The 18678-nt window shown below is 34.4% G+C and carries 17 protein-coding genes; 9 read left to right on the top strand and 8 right to left on the bottom strand.

Translation table 11 applies throughout. The features are described 5' to 3' along the window. Window positions 1-510: 510 nt before the first annotated feature. The 7 genes from ASG22_RS02965 to ASG22_RS02935 form a co-directional block, all read right to left on the bottom strand. On the bottom strand, window positions 511-837 hold the full coding sequence (locus ASG22_RS02965) for a hypothetical protein (RefSeq protein ID WP_055980351.1): 327 nt from the start codon (window positions 835-837) through the stop codon (window positions 511-513). A 17-nt stretch (window positions 838-854) separates the two neighbouring features. Further along, on the bottom strand, window positions 855-2840 hold the full coding sequence (locus ASG22_RS02960; protein ID WP_055980348.1) for a urocanate hydratase: 1986 nt from the start codon (window positions 2838-2840) through the stop codon (window positions 855-857). A 1-nt stretch (window position 2841) separates the two neighbouring features. After that, window positions 2842-3486, bottom strand: coding sequence for a hypothetical protein (locus ASG22_RS02955; RefSeq protein ID WP_055980345.1), 645 nt, complete (start codon window positions 3484-3486; stop codon window positions 2842-2844). Window positions 3487-3704: 218 nt separating this feature from the next. Beyond that, window positions 3705-7877 carry a T9SS type B sorting domain-containing protein gene (locus ASG22_RS02950; RefSeq protein WP_055980343.1) on the bottom strand — a complete coding sequence of 1391 codons (4173 nt, stop codon included), beginning with the start codon at window positions 7875-7877 and terminating at the stop codon, window positions 3705-3707. A gap of 221 nt (window positions 7878-8098) precedes the next feature. Continuing rightward, window positions 8099-8398, bottom strand: coding sequence for a hypothetical protein (locus ASG22_RS02945; RefSeq protein ID WP_055980340.1), 300 nt, complete (start codon window positions 8396-8398; stop codon window positions 8099-8101). 53 nt (window positions 8399-8451) lie between these two features. Beyond that, window positions 8452-9429, bottom strand: a complete 978-nt coding sequence (locus tag ASG22_RS02940; RefSeq protein WP_055980336.1) for a 2-hydroxyacid dehydrogenase — start codon at window positions 9427-9429, stop codon at window positions 8452-8454. 157 nt (window positions 9430-9586) lie between these two features. Further along, window positions 9587-10240 (bottom strand): protein-L-isoaspartate(D-aspartate) O-methyltransferase, encoded by a 654-nt coding sequence (locus ASG22_RS02935; RefSeq protein WP_055980333.1) that lies wholly within the window; start codon window positions 10238-10240, stop codon window positions 9587-9589. Between the two features lie 135 nt (window positions 10241-10375). Here ASG22_RS02935 and ASG22_RS02930 point away from each other — a divergent pair, with 135 nt between their 5' ends. From ASG22_RS02930 to ASG22_RS02890, 9 genes are all read left to right on the top strand, one after another. Further along, window positions 10376-11341 carry a Gfo/Idh/MocA family protein gene (locus ASG22_RS02930; RefSeq protein ID WP_055980330.1) on the top strand — a complete coding sequence of 322 codons (966 nt, stop codon included), beginning with the start codon at window positions 10376-10378 and terminating at the stop codon, window positions 11339-11341. Then, window positions 11341-11820, top strand: coding sequence for a hypothetical protein (locus ASG22_RS02925; protein WP_055980327.1), 480 nt, complete (start codon window positions 11341-11343; stop codon window positions 11818-11820). Before ASG22_RS02930 ends, ASG22_RS02925 begins: the two co-directional genes overlap by 1 nt. A 131-nt stretch (window positions 11821-11951) precedes the next feature. Next, window positions 11952-13673, top strand: coding sequence for a cellulase family glycosylhydrolase (locus tag ASG22_RS02920; RefSeq protein WP_055980323.1), 1722 nt, complete (start codon window positions 11952-11954; stop codon window positions 13671-13673). Between the two features lie 58 nt (window positions 13674-13731). Continuing rightward, window positions 13732-14187 carry a DUF5362 family protein gene (locus ASG22_RS02915; protein WP_055980320.1) on the top strand — a complete coding sequence of 152 codons (456 nt, stop codon included), beginning with the start codon at window positions 13732-13734 and terminating at the stop codon, window positions 14185-14187. A 65-nt stretch (window positions 14188-14252) separates the two neighbouring features. After that, window positions 14253-15131, top strand: a complete 879-nt coding sequence (gene bla-A, locus ASG22_RS02910) for a CGA/CIA family class A beta-lactamase (protein ID WP_055980316.1) — start codon at window positions 14253-14255, stop codon at window positions 15129-15131. Between the two features lie 30 nt (window positions 15132-15161). Then, a complete protein-coding gene (locus tag ASG22_RS02905; protein WP_055980313.1) occupies window positions 15162-15590 on the top strand; it encodes a hypothetical protein in 429 nt (142 codons plus the stop codon). Between the two features lie 9 nt (window positions 15591-15599). Next, entirely contained in the window at window positions 15600-16490 is an 891-nt protein-coding gene (locus tag ASG22_RS02900; RefSeq protein WP_185113782.1) for a 3-hydroxybutyryl-CoA dehydrogenase, read from the top strand. Window positions 16491-16581: 91 nt separating this feature from the next. Next, window positions 16582-17865, top strand: a complete 1284-nt coding sequence (locus tag ASG22_RS02895; protein ID WP_055980308.1) for a hypothetical protein — start codon at window positions 16582-16584, stop codon at window positions 17863-17865. A 39-nt stretch (window positions 17866-17904) separates the two neighbouring features. Further along, a complete protein-coding gene (locus tag ASG22_RS02890) occupies window positions 17905-18144 on the top strand; it encodes a hypothetical protein (protein WP_007845674.1) in 240 nt (79 codons plus the stop codon). Window positions 18145-18193: 49 nt separating this feature from the next. Here ASG22_RS02890 and ASG22_RS02885 read toward each other — a convergent pair whose 3' ends face one another. Beyond that, window positions 18194-18601, bottom strand: coding sequence for an META domain-containing protein (locus tag ASG22_RS02885; RefSeq protein WP_055980307.1), 408 nt, complete (start codon window positions 18599-18601; stop codon window positions 18194-18196). Window positions 18602-18678 lie beyond the last annotated feature (77 nt).

The raw sequence follows: 18678 nt of genomic DNA, 5'->3' as shown, positions 1-18678 counted from the left end.
CCAGCAAACAAAATAAATAAAAAAACCTGCCTCAAAGCAGGTTTTTCCATATCTGAAAAGTTTTAAAACAAACTCTCATCCACAAAATTCGGAAGCGTTACTTTCAGATTCGGTTCTGCTTCCATGGCTCTTTTGATGGCGAAAACAGCACCTTCATTTCTTGCCCAGCTTCGTCGGGAGATTCCGTTTCTCAGGAAAATTACTGTTTGGCTGATTGTTTATTTTTTAATTCGGTACTATATTTCTCTTTCAAGATTTTATAAATCACTAAATTTTCATCCGTTTTATTTATTTCTTTTTCATACCCTATTGCTGCAAATATAAAGGTAATGACTCCGAATCGTAATTACCATTTTTAATATTTTCCATCCAATCCATATCATAATCCCTTAAATAAGTTTTTAATTTAGTAAGAATAAAGTCTCTAATTTTAACTTGTTCTCTTAAAATTAAATACTCTGGCAATGCATTTAAAGTAATTGATTTTTGAAATAAAAGTCTTTCTTCTTCCTATGCATCTGTTGGCTTTGTATTATAATTGTAAAGTAACAAAATATTTAAGACAGCTACTCCGTACAAAATAAATACTGGAATAACAGGAAATTGAAAAGTTCCGGAAAGGAATAATAGAATAATAAATCCAAAAGGAAGCGATGTTAATAAATACCCTTTCCATAAATTTTCTCTACACTTTTCAGCTTTGTATTCCGCCGAATTTACTCTATCAATAAAATAATGTCCGGTTGGAAAAATAGGAAAAATAAGTACAAAAAACTTTGTAACGATAGATTGCTTATTTAATTTTTTTGAAGATATAATATCAATGATTCCAATCATACAAAATTCTCTATTATTTAAAACAAACTCTCATCCACAAAATTCGGAAGCGTTACCTTCAAATTCGGTTCTGCTTCCATGGCTCTTTTGATAGCAAAAACAGCACCTTCATTTCTTGCCCAGCTTCGTCTTGAAATTCCGTTGTTCACGTCCCAGAACAGCATCGATTTTAACCTTCTGTCGGCATCATCGCTTCCATCAAGCAACATCCCAAAACCACCGTTGATCACTTCGCCCCAGCCAACGCCGCCTCCGTTGTGAATACTCACCCACGTCGCCCCACGGAAACTGTCGCCAATCACATTCTGGATCGCCATGTCTGCGGTGAATCTCGAACCGTCATAAATATTGGAAGTCTCTCTGTACGGCGAATCTGTGCCCGAAACATCATGATGATCTCTACCCAAAACCACCGCTCCGATCTTACCGTTTTTAATGGCTTTGTTGAAGGCTTCTGCGATTTTCATTCTTCCTTCCGCATCAGCGTATAAAATTCTTGCCTGTGAACCAACGACCAGATTATTTTCCTGCGCTCCTTTAATCCACTGAATATTATCCTTCATCTGCTGTTGGATTTCTTCAGGAGAATTTTTAATCATTTCCTCTAAAACCTGGCAGGCAATTTCGTCTGTTTTCTGTAAATCTTCCGGTTTTCCGCTCGTACACACCCAACGGAAAGGCCCGAAACCATAATCAAAACACATCGGCCCCATAATATCTTGAACATAAGAAGGGAACTTAAATTCTCTTCCCAACGTAGGATTTTCCGCCATTACATTGGCTCCCGCTCTGGATGCTTCCAACAGGAATGCGTTTCCGTAATCAAAGAAATAGGTTCCTTTGTCTGTATGTTTGTTGATGGCTTCTGCGTGTCTTCTCAACGTTTCCTGAACTTTTTCTTTGAATAATTCAGGATCTTCAGCCATCATTCTATTAGATTCCTCAAAAGTTTGTCCGACAGGATAATAACCGCCCGCCCAAGGATTGTGAAGTGAAGTCTGGTCTGAACCTATATCGATTCTTAAATTTACCTCAGCAAATTTTTCCCAAACCTCAACAATATTTCCAAGATAAGCCAGAGAAACAGTTTCCTTATTTTCCTGAGCTTTTTTGACTCTTTCTACTAATTCATCAAGGTTTTCATGAATTTCATTCACCCACTTCTGATCGTGACGGATTTTGGTGATTTTTGGATTCACTTCCGCAATAACCGTAACGCAACCTGCAATATTTCCCGCTTTTGGCTGAGCTCCGGACATTCCACCTAAACCTGAAGTCACAAACAATCCGCCTTTTGGTTCTTTATTGATTTTTCTGAACGCATTCAAAACGGTAATCGTCGTTCCATGAACAATTCCCTGCGGACCGATGTACATATAAGATCCCGCCGTCATTTGTCCGTACTGCGTCACTCCTAACGCATTAAATTTTTCCCAATCATCAGGTTTGGAATAATTCGGAATCATCATTCCATTGGTTACCACAACTCTCGGTGCATCTTTATGCGAGGGAAATAATCCCATCGGATGCCCTGAATACATCGTCAATGTTTGTTCGTCTGTCATTTCAGACAGACATTTCATTGTCAAAAGATACTGCGCCCAGTTGGAGAAAACTGCACCGTTTCCACCGTATGTAATCAATTCGTGAGGATGTTGCGCCACTGCATAATCAAGATTATTCTGAATCATCAGCATGATCGCTTTTGCCTGCTCTGATTTTCCGGGATATTCTGCAATGTCTCTTGCTTTCATCTCATAATCAGGACGGAAACGATACATATAAATTCTACCATATTTCTCTAATTCTTCCTTAAATTCCGGCAATAATTCTGAATGAAACTGAGGTTCGAAATAACGTAAAGCATTCTTCAACGCTAATTTTTTCTCTTCTTCTCCTAAAACCTCTTTGCGTTTTGGAGCGTGATTGATATTTTGTTCGTATGGTTTTGGCTGTGGCAGCTGATTGGGTATGCCTTGCTGTATCTGTTCCTGGAATGTCATTTTAATTTTTTATTATTTTACCAAATTGAATACTTAAATTATATTCTGATAATCTTTTTATTAATTCATTACTTATATTAGGCAATGGTGTAAGATCCTCAACTAAATCATTATTTGGAATTCCGATGGATAAAAATCCATAGTTTTCGTTTAACAATTTCTGAAAATTTGATTTATCGGAATCCATAATATCCAAAAATTCTAGCAATTGATTTTGTAAAAAATTAGGTTGTAAATCAAAATTAAAACCTACCGCTGATTTCAAAGCATCCGGAATAGCTAAATTATTTGGATGATGGTAATCATTTTTATAGCTGGGTTTAACTTTAAAAGAATTTATTAAATCATCAATAATATGAATTGAAGTTACATCTAGACTTATTTTATATTTATTGTAACAATATCCACTAAGAACTTCATTGGATCCGCAGTCATCAATGTTTACAACATAAAATAAATCTTGATCTTTCACTTTTAAAAAAAATGCAAAAATTCCCCAATTTTCATCTTCCTCAATAGAGAATATTTTTGGTAAATCATTTTCGAGCTCTAAGTCAAAATTAATTTCTAGAATTTCAGAATTCTTATTAATAGCATTTTTTATTTCGTCAAATAATCGTTCCGTTGATAATTTATGATCTTCCATTATCAATTCATTAATATCATAATTAAATGGATTTTTAAAGTTTTAAAGATATTCAATTTAGAAAACTCGTGCAACTCTAACGAGAAAATACCCAGAATATTGGAATTTCTCGTTAAAGGAGGGAATTTCATTGGGGATAGATTCGAATGCCTATTTTCTCAAAAATAAAAAACCTCATCGAAATTCAATGAGGTTTTATGATTAGACTTAAAACTGTTTTAATTATTATTTTTCACCAAAATCCATCCGGTAAAGGTTCTTCCGTCGGGAAGTGTGATTACATACCAATAGCTTGATGTTGGGATTGCTCTTCCTTTAATGGTTCCGTCCCAGAAGAATTGGGTATTTGAACTCTGTTCGAAGATAAGCGCCTGATAGCGGTCAAATACTTTTACATTCGACATTTTACTTCCGAAAACATGAAGATTTTTTACGATCCAACTGTCATTTAGTCCGTCTCCATTCGGTGTGATGGCATTTTTAATATCTAATACCACTCCGTCCTGTTTTACAATACAATCGCTGTCGAAATATTTTACATAAAATGTTGTAATGCCTGTCGGAAGATTGTAGAAAAGATTACTCGACTGCCAGGTAACTCCGTCGATAGAATACAGCATTGTTCGTGAGCCTGTCGCCTGAACCGTCACATTATTTCCATTAAATTCAAGTTTTTCAATCACCGGAACTTCAAAATGTTTTATTTCAAAAGTTTTGGTGTAAGAACAGCCGTTGTCTGCCGTCACCGTAAGCGTATAGGTTCCAACCTGAGTGATTCCGGTTATTGTATTGGTCGTAGAAATTACCTGTCCCGCGGGGTTTGTCCATACATAACTAACGATATTAAATCCTTCAACATTTACTGTATAATCCAAAGATCCTTCAGGACAGAAATACTGCGTTGGAATATCAAAAACAGGTGTTGGTTTTAACGACAAATGAATTTCAACAACATTCGGACAAAAACCGGGAACGCTTATTTTTACATACACGATGTTTGAACCTGAACTTTGATTATAAACAAAATTGGAGGGTGTAGTAATTGCATTGGTTCCTGAATTAAGATCAGCTAAAGACGGATAATAAGTAAAAGTAACATTAGCTCCTGCATAAATTTGTGATTGGAACTGCGTTAGATTTACGCTTTCCATCCCGTCATTTCCTATATCACAAGCCGCCAATGAGAAAGGGCCCGGGTTCTGTAACGTCACTTTACTTCCCATTACAAAACTGATAGCAGCAATATCATCACAACCAGGAATATTCTGAACTTTTACCCAAATTTGCGCAGGAAAAGGATTTGCTGTAAAATTAGAAGGACTTGCAATTGGATTTGTTCCATTCTGAGCATTTTGTTCCGTTAAATAAAAAGTAAATGTATTCGCAGAATTTTGAATATCAACCATCTGATTGGTATAATTCAATAAATTAACTTCATAACTTCCATCTAAATTTTCATCACAGACTGTAATGGTTGAATTGATGGCTTTAGGAGGAAAATATGTATTCAACTGAATGGGAGCCACCGAATAACAACCTGTTGTCTTCGACTGAAATCTTGCCCAAACCTGAACTGAGGAAATATTAGTTGTTATCGAATTTCCAATCTGATTAGCCGGATTTCCCGCATTGGCTTCTGCCTGCGTATTATAATATGAAATCGTCATATTCGATAACGCATACGTATTTTGAGAAGCAATAAACAATTGTGAAGTTGCGTCACTTAACTGAAATGTTTCACTTAAATTAAAATCTTCATCACATGTTTCCAATAATGCATTATTTAAAACAACAGCAGGTAAAAATGTCATGTTGATATTTAATTGAGCCGCTGAAAAACATACACTATTGTTAAATTTAACTCTAACAAAAACCGTTGCACTTCCTGCCAGCACCGCAAATTGAGTCGGATCCGTTATTTGATTTGAAAAAGTATGGTTTGTAGCATTATAGTTTAAATAATAGGTAAAACTCACATTTGAACTGGAAGTGATCTGTGGTTGAGCCAACGTTAAATTGTAAACTTCAACATTATCATTATTATTATCACAAATATTATTCAGATTGATTGTCACCGGAGAATTTACCACCGGAGTTGATGTTAAGCTTATCGTTATCGGATAAATCTGCTGGCAATTGTGAGAACTAACTTTAACAAAAACCTGCTGGGTTCCTGAAACCGTCACACTCGTAATCGGGCTTACTCCATTCGTCGCATTTGCTAAGGTCAGATAGAAAGTCGTCGTTGCGGTTTGTGTTCCGATAATGGCTGACGAAAATTGTGACAGCTGTACATTTTCAGAATTATCATTATTAAAATCACAAACAGTAAAATTGGTTTGAACCGCTACAGGATGAACCAGATTTACATTAATTGCTCTAATCGTGTAGCAATCATCGGCAATTTCGAATCGAACGTAAAAAGTTTTTGTAACAAAATTTCCGTCTGTCGTGATCACCTGATTCGGACTGATGGGACTTGTCCCGAAAGTCGCGTCGGCATATGTTGCATAAAATTCGGTAACTGGAACTGTTGTTGGAGCAATCAACATTCCTGCTGAAAGTGTGTTTAAATTAATCGTAATATCATCAGTTCCGTTAAAACAAATATATTCGTTCTTTTCATCAACAAGAATTTTGGTGAAAGTAACATTCATATTTACCGTTGCGACTGCAAAACATCCGTTTGGAATTTCAACTCTGATATAAACTGTGTAAGTTCCTTCTTTTATTGTTCCTAAAACCGTCCCGTTTCCGCTGAATGCTTCTTCGTACGTATTATATGCTTCAAAAGTTGCTCCGGTCTGTGTCGTAATCAATGGTCCTATCGTTAATGGAAAATCAAAAGCTTCCTGATTGTCTGCATTAATATCACAAATGGAAAATGGAAAATTAATGGGTGAATTGATGTTTACCCCCGGTTTAAACTGAAAATTTACGGGTCCTAACACATAATTACAGTTTCCGTCCTGAAGTCTTACCCAAAGACTGGTGCTTGTTGTGATATTTGCCGTTGTTAAAGGACTTACATTATTTTGCGCATCAGTTTGAGTTGCATGATAAGAAATTCCGGTTGTTCCTGCTGGAAAAAGTTCAGAATTTAATAAGCTTAATGTATAATTCTGTTCTACTCCATCGTTATTGGTATCGCAAAGTTCAATTATATTTTTAAGAAGACTTTTAGAAAGTAAATTTAATGTCAAAACCGCTACTCTGTAGCAAGTAGGAACCGATGGATTCTGAATTCTCACATATAATACCGTATTAGAAGTCAGGGTAAAGTTATTCGGTAATGCTCCCGTATTATTTTGTGCATCCAACAAACTCGAATGAAAGCTAAAGTTGAAATTTGCAGGATTTTGTGAAGTCAGATTAGCCTGAAAGCTGTTTAAATTTAAATTAACGGAAGTATTTCCACAAAAGGTCTGCATATAATTTTTCGCTGCGGGATACGTTGCATCAAAAGTCAATGCAAAGTCATCCGTTAAGATCAAATCTGTGTTTACACAAATATTAAACTTGACATTTGCAGTATACGTTTCATTCTGTGTAGGACAAATAGTCGTCTGAATCCCCGTTCCTACGGTCTGCCCCGCTGAATCTGTCCATGTTACTTCCGGCTGAATCTGATTTCCAAGTGGATTAAATCTCCAGCCTTCCTGCAAAGCCTGCCACACCCCAGTATTTCTGCTGGCGGGCGAAACTCCCTGCGTTCCGTCATTATTTATCACTCCGATAAGTGCATTTTCGAATTTTCTTGTAGGGCAAGGCGTTAATTTTTTATCAACAAAAATCTCAATTACATTCGTTGTTTCATGCAAAACAATTTGTGACGAAGACCGGTCGGTACAACCTGCTACCCTTCCATCGAAAAAGTTGATTACAAATTTCCGATAAGGCGTCGTTCCTATGGTTGAATAATATATCTCCGAAGAATCTCCAGAAGAAAAAACCATATCATGATACACCCCGAAAATTGAATTTTTGGGAAGACTAGTGCTCGGATTCTGCCACTGTACGTTAGGGTAATTAATATTTCCCAGCTGACCCAAATCAAAAGTCACCATTCCATTGGAACCGACAACAAGCGCATCAAAATTCTGATTATAAAAGCAAAATTTGAAAGGCAGATCCAACTTTGCTGAAAAAAGATCATCATAATTGGCATTCAGAGAAGTTCCCTGATTCATTGCAACAGGCGGACTGTAGGTTTCCTGACTTACTTCGTATCCTGTCGTGTGTTTCAGCACAGGGTATTCTACATGAAGCGCTATACAGCCGTTTGCATCAAGAGTATTGGTACAGGTAACATTGAAATTTTCATTTCCTGCAGCATCTTTCACTTTCACATTTACGGGGATCTGAGACAGACCCAAAATACTTATAAACATGAAAAAAAATTGTAAAAACTTTACCATATTCGTATTTATTAATCACTATCTAATGATAAATTTAATACTTTTTTTGCTAAGTTTTCAATTATAAATATTTATTTATGTTAAATTAATATGTAAAAAATCTATATGATTACCAAACAATCATTTATAATACTAATATGAACAAAAAAACCTTACTGATTAAGGTAAGGTTAATATTTCGGTGTGAGTAAGTTTTAATTTACAATATCATCATTTTCTTCTTCGTGATCATCTTCATTATCGCTTCTGCTGTAAGAACTGTTTTCTTCGTCAGGAAGCTGATTGGTAATCTGTTCAAAATTATCATCATCTTCAGCACCCGGAATATCTAATCCGTATGGCATTTCATCATTTACCTCATTAGGATTGATGATCGGATTTCCGTCTCCGTCTAACGGAATATGTTCTTCTCTGCTGAAAATATCTTCTCCCGGATTATAATCCATTTCTTCCAATTTTCTTCTTTGTTCTTCGGTGTTATCTTCTGGTATCATACTATTATTTTTAATGTTGTTTATGGTAAGACAAAAATGATTCCAACTCTTACTTAATTAGTATAAACTTCAGGATTTACGCAATTTGGCATTTTTTCTCCTTTTGAAGCCGCAATGATATTTTCTGCTGCCATCTTCGCCATTCCGTTTCTAGCTTCCTCTGTAGCAGAACCAATGTGCGGTAGAACACAGACATTTGAAAGTTCCAGAATAGGATCTTCTTTAAAAATAGGCTCAGGATTGGTTACATCAAGCCCTGCACCCCAGATTTTATGTTCTGCCAATGCATCGTATAAATCTTTTTGATTGTGAAATCCGCCTCTTGCCGTATTGATGAAAATAGAATTCTTTTTCATTTTATCAAAAACCGAACTATTGAAAAGCTCATTTTGTTCAGGTTTAAAATTGGCATGAATACTTAACACATCAGACTGACTGATTAATTCTTCAAAAGAAACATATTTAGCATTAAGATTTTTTTCTGCCTCTTCATTTTGATGACGGTTGTGGTAAATAATATCCATATCAAAAGCAGCTTTTGACTTTTTTGCCATTTCAAAGCCTATTCTTCCCAATCCGAAAATTCCAAGCGTTTTTCCATACAATTCCTGGCCCAAAGCATGTAACGGATCAAAATCTCCCCAATTTCCTGATTTTACTTTTTCGAAATTATAGCTTGCTCTTCTTGCAACCGATTGCATCAATAAAAATGCAACATCAGAAGTTGCTTTGCTTAAAACGTCAGGAGTATTTCCCACAGCGACATTTTTTTGAGTTGCTTCGTGAACATCAACATGATCAAAACCAACAGAATACAAGGCAATCGCTTTTATATTTGGACATTCGATAAAAAAATCTGCATCAAATTTAAATCCGCCTCCCACACTCAAAATCGCATCATGACTTTTACAATAGTTCAGCCATTCTTCATGCGACAGGTTTTCATGTTCAGGAATAAAAACCTCCAGTCCTGCGTCTTCCAGCATATGAATTCCGATTTCAGGAATTCTTTTATTTACGAATACTTTCATGTTTATTTTGTTTGATTTTCTCGTTAGACAACAGTTTGAGGTAACAAAAAGTAAACCATTTCACCAAAAGATTCTTACTAGATTAAAAGCGAGACTTTATATATTTCTTTAATTTGAACCAATCCGTCTCTATTTTTGAATGCGTTATTTTAATAAACTATTGATTCGTATTTCCCAGCATCGGAACAAATTTATACGCACCAAATTCTTCTTTTTCAAATTCACTTGGAGAAACTTTTGTAAATCTGAACAAAACCTGTTCATCGGTCGGACCTAACGGGATTACCATTTTTCCGCCAACTTTTAATTGTTTTAATAATTCCGTCGGCAGAACCGAAGCACCACAAGTAACAATTATTTTATCGAAAGGAGCAAAAGTCGGAAGTCCTGCAAAACCGTCTCCAAAACTCTGAAATTTTGGATAGAAATTCATTTCACGAAGTTTTTTCTTAGAAAAATCAAACAGATCTTTTTGTCTTTCAACTGTGTAAACGTGAGCTTTCATCGCCAATAAAACAGCAGTCTGATAGCCACAGCCTGTTCCGATTTCAAGAATTTTTTCACCTTGTTTTACCTGCAAAAGTTCAGACTGTTCGGCAACTGTTGACGGATGAGAAATCGTCTGGTGTGCCAAAATCGGAAAAGCACGGTCTTCATAGGCAAAATCTTCAAAAATACTTTCGATAAAAAGATGTCTCGGGACACTATTCATTGCTGAAAGTACATTTTCATCTGAAATCCCGATTCTATTTCGGAGATAATCAACTAAAATCTTTCTTTTTCCCTTATGTACAAACGAATCTTGCGTCATTAGATGGTAGTTATTTGGTTGCAGGCACCATAGTTTCTACAAAAGTATAAAAACAATCAATATTTGTCAACCTAAAACCTATCATCTCTTACCGAATACCTAAAATTCTTATATTTACAAAAATTTAATACAGCTATGTTAAAAGCAGGTTTGGTAGGTGCCGGACATTTGGGGAAAATTCATTTGAGACTTTTGAACCAGTCGGAAAAATATGAATTTGTGGGTTTCCATGATAAAGATGCAGAAAACGGAAGAAAATTAGAAGCCGAATTCGGATATAAATATTTTGAAAATTTTGATGATTTGCTTGAGCAGATTGATATGTTGGACATTGTGACGCCCACACTTTATCATTATGATTATGCTTTAAAAGCCATTGAAAAAGGTCTTCATTTTTTCATTGAAAAACCCGTAACCCAAACTTTGGAGCAGGCTGAAGAAATTCTTCAGAAATGTCAGGAAAAAGGCATTAAAGCTCAAGTTGGGCATGTGGAAAGATATAATCCAGCATTTATTGCTACGAAAGAATATATTAAAAATCCGATGTTTATCGAGATTCATAGATTGGCAGAGTTCAATCCTCGTGGAACGGATGTTTCTGTTGTGTTGGATTTAATGATTCACGATCTTGATATTTTATTAAGTATTGCGAAATCTAAGGTTAAAAATATTCATGCAAGCGGCGTTTGTGTAGTAAGCAAAACTCCGGATATTGCCAATGCAAGAATTGAATTTGAAAACGGTTGTGTTGCTAACTTAACGACGTCAAGAATTTCAATGAAAGCGATGAGAAAAAGTCGTTTTTTCCAGAAAGATGCGTATGTTTCCGTTGATTTCTTAGAGAAAAAAGCAGAAGTTATTAAAATGCAGGATGCACCGGAAAATCCTACTCCATTTGATATGATTATTGAAAATGCAGAAGGCGAAAAAAATCAGATTTTATTTGAATATCCTAATATTCAGCCAAATAATGCGATTTTAGATGAATTAAATTCGTTCGCTGATGCTATTACAGAAGATAAAAATGTGGAAGTTTCCATAGAAGACGGAACCGAGGCGCTGAAAGTAGCTTTGGAGATTATGAAACTGATTAATAACTAATGAAAAATTTAAAAGAAAATTTACTTCCTGTAGTATTATTATACCTCTCATTGATGTGTTTATATGTAAGCTATTCATTTATTATGAAGGATTACAATATTACGAAGAGCATTTATCAGCCTTATAAAACTTTTGTCCAATTATCATCTTCTCATTACAGAAACGTTATCATTACGATTATAAAAGGATTAGCGGGGCTAACGGGATTTGGTATTTATTTGACAAAAGGAAAAAAGGTAAACTATTTCAGCACTTTACTTTTATTGATCAGTATATTTGAACTCATCATTGTTGCCTGTCTGCAATTTGTAGTTCTTAAAGATTTTTCAAATTATATCGACAAAACAGGCATTGTAATATCTGCTGTCTTATTTATTGGTCTCAGCTATTTTTATTTTAAAGATTCAGAAATAAAGAAATTATTTCCTCAGATCATATTAAGTTTTTTTATAACTATAAGTTCATATTATTTACATTAAATTTAAATATTCATAAGCGGGCTAATTAGCTCGCTTTTATTTTATTGATTCATTAATTTTTAAATATATTTGTGAATACATTGAACTAATTTTCTTAAAACAATCCCTATTATTTAAATAATTAAACTATTATGAAAAGAACCATCCTACTATCCGCTTTTTTATTGTCTCAATTTGGGACATCACAGCTTTTAAAAACACAAGGTCAGAAAATTGTAGATGATAAAGGTGAAAATATCCAGTTGAGAGGACTCGGTTTGGGAGGATGGATGCTGCAGGAAGGTTATATGCTGAAAACTGCCGATTTTGCCGGTCCGCAATACAAAATCAAAGAAAAAATCACTGAATTAATCGGTGAAGACGGAATGAATGAATTCTACAAAGCGTATCTAAAAAACGGAATCACAAAACAAGATATTGATTTTTTAAAGAAAGCCGGATTTAATTCGATCAGACTTCCGATGCATTACAATTTGTACACGTTGCCAATTGAAAAAGAATCAAAAAAAGGACAAAACACTTGGTTGGAAGAAGGTTTTAAAATGACAGATAATCTTTTAAAATGGTGCGCTGATAACAAAATGTATCTGATTTTGGATCTTCACGCAGCTCCGGGCGGACAGGGAAATGATGTGAATATTTCTGATAATGACAAGTCGAAACCATCACTTTGGGAAAGCGAAGAAAATCAGAAAAAAACCATTGCACTTTGGAAAAAATTAGCAGAAAGATACAAAGATTCTCCCTGGATCGGTGGTTATGACCTGATCAACGAGCCGAATATTAATTTCACAGGAAAAAATCCGAACGGAACCGATGAAATGTCGAATGCTCCGCTTTGGAAACTTCAAAAAGAAATTACAGAAGCCATTCGTACCGTTGATAAAAAACACATCATTTTTCTTGAAGGAAACGGCTGGGGAAACAATTACAATGGTCTGATACCGCTTTGGGACGACAATTTGGCATTTAGTTTCCACAAATACTGGAATTATAATGATGATGCAACATTGAAATTTGCTTTAGATCTAAGAGAAAAACACAATATTCCAATTTGGCTGGGAGAAACTGGAGAAAACTCGAATGTCTGGTTTACTGAACTGATTCAGTTATTAGATAAACACAATATCGGATACGCTTTCTGGCCTATGAAAAAAATCGATAATATAGCAGGAATTACCAATGTGAAAATCACTCCGGAATATCAGAAATTATTGGATTACTGGACAAACGGAGGAGAAAAACCATCAAAAGAATTCGCTAGAAAAGCTTTAATGCAGATCGCAGAAAATTATAAATTCAGCAATACTGAAATTAAAAATGATGTGATTGATGCGATGTTCAGACAAACGACAGATAACTCTACAAAACCTTTTAAAAATCATACAATTCCAGGGAAAATTTTAGCAACAAATTACGATTTGGGGAAAATGGGTTCTGCTTATCTTGATAAAGATTTCATCAATCTTTGGGTGAGCGATCCCGGGAAAAGATCTGAATGGAATTCGGGAAATCAATTGAGAAACGATGGTGTTGATATTTATAAATCAAAAAACAATCAATATTACGTCGGGAAAACGGAAAGCGGAGAATGGCTGCAATACACCATCCATTCAAAGGTTGACAGAGCTTTTACCTTTGACATTAATTACGCAAGCAGTAACGCCGGAAAAATCAGAATTGAAGATACTTCAGGAAAACAACTGGCAATCTTTTCATTAAACTCAACAGGAGGAAACGACATCTGGAAAACGGTCTCTGCAAAGGGAATCAATCTTAAAAAAGGAGAAAATAAAATCAGGATTTATTTTGAAAATGACGGCATTAATCTGAATTATTTTGAGTTGAAATAAAAATTTAATTTTTAAGAATCAAATAATTTTCAGTATTTTGGCGAAAAATTTATAAACTATGGAAACAAAATCACCTTTCGAACAATTTGATGAATTAAGAATTGACGGCGCTGCAAAAACTTTTCTCGCAGAAGCTGCAAAATGGACTACCTTTTTAGCGATTTTAGGATTTATCGGAATCGGATTTATGGTACTTGCCGCTCTAATAATGCTCGCATTTGGAGCATCAATGAGTTCTTACAACAGCATGATGCCAATGGGCGGCGGAGCATTTTTTTCTATATTCTATCTTGCTATAGCAGCTTTTTATTTTTTCCCGATCAACTATCTTTATAAGTTTGCATCGAATATGAAAGAGGCTTTGCGTACTAATAATCAGGCAAGTCTTACCAAATCATTTGAATATTTAAAATCACATTATAAATTCATTGGGATTCTTACCATCGTTCTTATCGGAATTTATATTCTGGCTATTTTAGGCATGATCGTTACAGGTTTCAGTAATTTCAGATAAATAAAATTTTAAAAAATTTATATACAATCCTTCTTTTTAAGAAGGATTTTTTACACCTCATCATTATGAAAAAAATTACATTTCTTTTTCTTTTAATTTCAGCCTTTGCTTTTTCACAACAATCAGCTTTAGATCAGAAAATCAATTCCATCATCAAAGATAAAAAAGCGACTGTAGGAATTTCGGTTCTGGGATTTGAAAATGGTTTTACATATCATAAAAACGGAAATAAAAAGCTTCCGATGCAAAGCGTATTTAAATTTCATATTGCAGCGACAGTTTTAGATAATGTTGATAAAGGAAAACTTTCATTGGATCAGAAAGTTTCACTCAATACATCAAATTTATTAGAAAACACATGGTCACCGCTTCGTGACAAATACCCAAACGGAAATGTAGAAGTTCCTTTAAGTGAAATCCTTGAATTTACCCTTGCTAAAAGCGATAATAACGGTTGTGATATTCTGTTGAAATTATTAGGCGGAACACAAACTGTTCAGAAGTTCATGGATTCTAAAGGTGTGAAAGGTTTTCAGATCAAATACAACGAAGAAGTCATGCATAAAGACTGGAATGCCCAATACGAGAATTACAGCACTACAGCATCAGCAGTGGATGTTCTGAAGAAATTTTATGACGGAAAATTATTATCAAAAAAATCTACAGATTATTTAATGAAAGTTATGCTTTCAACATCTACCGGAATCAATAAATTAATTGAGCAATTACCAAAAAATACGCCCGTAGCAAGAAAAACGGGAGCCTCCGGAAAAAATAATTCAGGATTAACAGGTGCAGAAAACGAAATTGCCATCGTCACTTTACCGAATGGCAAGCATTATGCAATAGCTGTATTTGTAAGTAATTCAACGGAAACGGCTGAAGTAAACTGCAAAATGATTTCAGATATTTCAAAGACAGCCTGGGATTATTTTAATAAGTAAAATTTAAAGCTTAATTTTAAAACCAATAAAATGAAAAAAATAGCATTAACAATCGCGCTTTTTAGTTTCACGTTTTTCTTTTCTCAGAAAAATGAAAACTATCTTCAAATCGGTTATCATAGTATGTGTTGCGGAACTCCCTCGGCAGATCCTGTAATGAATTATGTAAATCAGTTCAAGAAAAAAAAAAAGGTTAAAAACTTCGAAATTTACAAACAAGGCGGGTTGGGAAGAGAAGGCGAATTTAATCTTTATGTGGGAACAGACGGATTTTCTAAAACTCAGAAATCGAAATTTATTAGTGGTTTAAAAGCTACAATTGATTCTCAAAACAAAACCAGAAATCCGAACAGTGGCGGAACCGTAAGTTTTGAAGAAACGGAAATGGTGAAAAAAGCCGATCTTTCGAAAGCACGAAATTTAACGCTAATCAATAAAAAAACAATTAAAACTAAATAAGGAAAAATGATTCAGAACATTGTAGTTATCGGAGCAGGAACCATGGGAAATGGTATTGCACATACTTTCGCACAAAGCGGGTTTAAAGTAAATTTGGTAGATGTATCTCAGGAAGCTTTAAACAAAGGGTTGAAAACCATTACCACTAATCTTGACAGAATAATTACAAAGGGAAACCTTACAGAAGAACAAAAAAACGAGACTTTAGGAAATATTACAACCTTCACAGCGCTTCAGGATGCTGTCGGAAATGCTGATCTTATTGTGGAAGCTGCAACGGAAAATCAGGAATTGAAGTTGAAAATTTTCGGTCAGATGGACGAGTTTGCTCCTGAAAACTGTATTTTGGCGACCAACACTTCATCTATTTCTATTACTAAAATCGCTGCATCAACAAAAAGAGCGGATAAAGTAATCGGAATGCACTTTATGAATCCGGTTCCAATCATGAAATTGGTTGAAATCATTAAAGGATATTCTACTTCAAAAGAAACTTTTGACTCAATCTATGAAATGAGCAAAACATTAGGAAAAGTTCCTGTTGAAGTAAATGATTATCCAGGATTTGTAGCCAACAGAATTTTAATGCCGATGATCAACGAATCAATCGAAACACTGTACAACGGAGTTGCAGGCGTTGAAGAAATTGATACCGTCATGAAATTAGGAATGGCTCATCCGATGGGACCGCTTCAGTTGGCAGATTTTATAGGTCTTGATGTTTGTCTGGCGATCTTAAACGTGATGTATGACGGCTTCAAAAATCCTAAATATGCTCCAAATCCATTATTGGTAAACATGGTGATGGCAGGAAAATTAGGGGTAAAATCAGGAGAAGGTTTCTATGACTATTCAGAAAGCAAAAAAGCAGAAAAAGTAGCAAAAATGTTTTCAAAATAATTTTTAAGTTGTGCGTTATAAGTTATAAATTTGGGTGATTCTAATAACTGCAACCTTGATAAAATTTAAAGAAAAATATATTCAAATATCAATGGTCATCATTATTACAGTGATGACCATTTTACGTTTTTTGCTTAATGAAAAAGGTCGTACAAGCCCCGATTCTATTCGGTATCTGAGATTTGCGCACAACTTTCCGGTTATAGATAATACAACTACTCCACTGGGTTATCCTGTAGCTATAAAATTTTTCACATATTTTGGTTTTGATGAATTCTGGGGAAGTAAAGTTGTTGGAATTTTGGCATTTCTGTTTATTATATTTTTCACCTGGAAAAAAAGATTTTTCTTTAAAGAATCTATTGTTTTAAGTGCCTTATTCAGCTTTCTGTCGATTTATTCTTATACGATGAGTGAAGCGATGACGCTTCCTTTTGTTGTTTTATTTCTCTACACTTCAATGTTGATTATTACAGGGAAATTAGAAAAAGGCAAAGCTGTTTTTTATCTTTCATTAAGTTTAATTGCATTGTATAATATCAGGTACAGTTCTTTATTCATCATAGGCGGAACCGGACTTTTCGGATTGATTTTCTGGAAGAAAAAATATTCATCAACTTTCGTCATTTCAGGAATCATTGGCGGAATTTTCGTGGTTTTATATAAATTTTTATTTATCGATTATTTTAATGAAAATTATGTGAAAGATGCATTAATTATAGGAATTCATCCAACATCCAAATTATTGGTCGAATTATTTCAGGGATTGTGTACGACTTTCAATCCTTTCATACATATTGCAAATCCCGGCGGTGGAATCATCAATTATGGAATTTATGGAATTGGTCTTTTAAATATTCTTTTAATCATCTATCTTTTTGTAAAGTATAAACTTTCGGAAACAGAATTTTTCTTTGTATTTATAAGTGTTTCAGGAATTATATGTTCCTATTTCGTTCAATATTTTTATCCTGTGAATGCCATTGATTATCGACTGATGGCACCTTTTAGTCTTCCAATATGGTTGGTTTATTTCAGGAAACTATTCATTATTTTTGATGTTAAAGTCTATGCAATCGGCGTTTTAAGTATTATTTCCGGTATATTTTTCACCTGGCTTTCCAAAGGAAATTATCTGGAAAACAGAAAAGAAATGAAACAGTTTTTACAATCTGAAAATCTGAATAAAGTACCTTTACAGTTTTATCTTGAAGCAACAGAAGATCTTGATAAAATACAGGTTGCAGAATTAATAAGTACCATAAATCCTGATATTACATTGACTTTCAAGCCACAAGATACGCTTCAAAAAACAACGTTAACAAGGTATAAAGTTTTGCAAAAAATTAAAATCGACAAGAACAAATACCAATAATTTTATTATCTTTGATTTAAAGTTAAAACATTAGAAAAAATGAAATTACCAAAGTTTTTATTAGCAGATAATTCAGAATTTCCAGAAGATTTGTTCGTAGTTCATACAGAATATCCAAGATTTATCTTAAACGTTGAGGAAGAAGAAGTTGAGTGGTTAGATGATTTGGAAGGTGATGATGAGGAAACAATGGCAGATGAAGCTACAAAAGTAGTGGAAGCTGCATTTAAATGGTGTGATGAAGAGTTGGCTAAGTACGACGAAGAGGAAGAAGAATAAGTAACACTTTTAAAACATACAAAAGGAACTCAAATGAGTTCCTTTTTTTTTATTCTGCTTTATTAAATTTTAATAATAAAAGATTGTCCTGATACAATTCTAAAACGTTTCCTGTTAAGACATATTTATTCGCTTTCCCGACCATATCCATAAAGTTTTTCTCTACACTCATATTGTCGCAAGCCATTTTTGTAGAACCTAATTGCCCGGCAGAAAAATTACCTGTGGATGGATCTACTTTAGCCGTCCCGAAGTAATTGTTGCAACCTGCATTACCATTGATTTTTTCACCCTCAATATTCAACGTCGGTGTTTTTCCTTTTACATTATCTGCCAACGCCCATCTTGTATTTGTTAATGGAGCCTGAGACTTTCCAACTTTAGAAGAAGAGCCCGCCATAGCACCACAAGAAGCTAAAACCGCTGCCGTACATATACTTAAAAAAATATTTTTCATTTCCCTTAATTGATTTAAACCAAATTTACGTAAATTATATTATCTGAACGGCTTTCAGGGGGATTTTATTATTATTT

The organism is Chryseobacterium sp. Leaf405 (assembly GCF_001425355.1).
Lineage (GTDB): Bacteria > Bacteroidota > Bacteroidia > Flavobacteriales > Weeksellaceae > Chryseobacterium.
This window is presented reverse-complemented; position numbering and strand designations above follow the sequence as displayed.